1 protein-coding gene and 1 pseudogene are annotated in these 813 nt (G+C 37.6%); both read left to right on the top strand.

What is annotated here, in order from left to right; translation table 11 throughout:
• Window positions 1-195, top strand: a pseudogene (locus tag ACFIQE_RS11065) (single-stranded DNA-binding protein); the annotation flags it as partial.
• A gap of 11 nt (window positions 196-206) precedes the next feature.
• Window positions 207-755 (top strand): hypothetical protein, encoded by a 549-nt coding sequence (locus ACFIQE_RS11060; RefSeq protein ID WP_273782886.1) that lies wholly within the window; start codon window positions 207-209, stop codon window positions 753-755.
• Window positions 756-813: the final 58 nt, after the last annotated feature.

The following is an 813-nucleotide window of genomic DNA, read 5'->3' as shown; positions in this document are numbered from 1 at the left end:
GATAAAAATGGGCATGACCGTTATACAACAGAGATTGTCTTACCACAATTCAAAGGCGAGTTGTATTTGCTTGATGCCAAAAAAGATCAATCGGCATCCCCTACCCCTTCACCTATTACTTCTCAAAATTATGCTATCGCTTCAGGGGCTGCTGATCATAGTGCACTCATTAATAATGATAGCATACCATTCTGATTGAAAAAAATATGACAAAGAGAAAAAAACGTGCAAAACGCGGTCGTCCACGGATTAAAGGATGTATCAGAGAACCAAATGGACGTATCTCACGAGCAAAAACACCGCATGAACCCATGGATAAATTGGCAATTGAAATGCGTGCCAAACGCTTTGGCTTGACCATAGAAGAGGCTAAAAATCCGCTTTCCGGTACCTATATCGGGCGGCTTTATTTGCAAGGCGAAATAAATCAAGACCAATATGATGCTGCGCAAAAATATCTTGAAGTGAAAAATGACTATTCGTGTGCAAAAGGTTTGCCAAGTGCTGTTTATGATAAAATGCCCTCATCTTCTGATGAGACAGCAAAAGAAAAATGGATTAAATTTGCAACAGAACAGTTTTCAAACATGCAAGAGGCTATCAAAGAAGCACAACACCTCTATAGACAGTATAATCTTTATGCCGCGATACAACATCTTGTTATAGAAAACCAAACATTACCACATCTTGTTAGTTCTTTGCGTATTGCTCTAAATGCTCTCCAGAAGTATTTTTATCCAAAAAATAAATGGTAAATGCTTTAACGTATAAACGATTTTTGGGAACGGAATATTTGCATCATTTGTTTGTAAA

This window comes from Bartonella sp. AA1HLJMS (genome assembly GCF_042197445.1).
Taxonomy (GTDB): Bacteria; Pseudomonadota; Alphaproteobacteria; order Rhizobiales; family Rhizobiaceae; genus Bartonella.
Note: the sequence above shows the minus strand (reverse complement) of the source record. Positions and strands in the feature narration are given on the sequence as shown.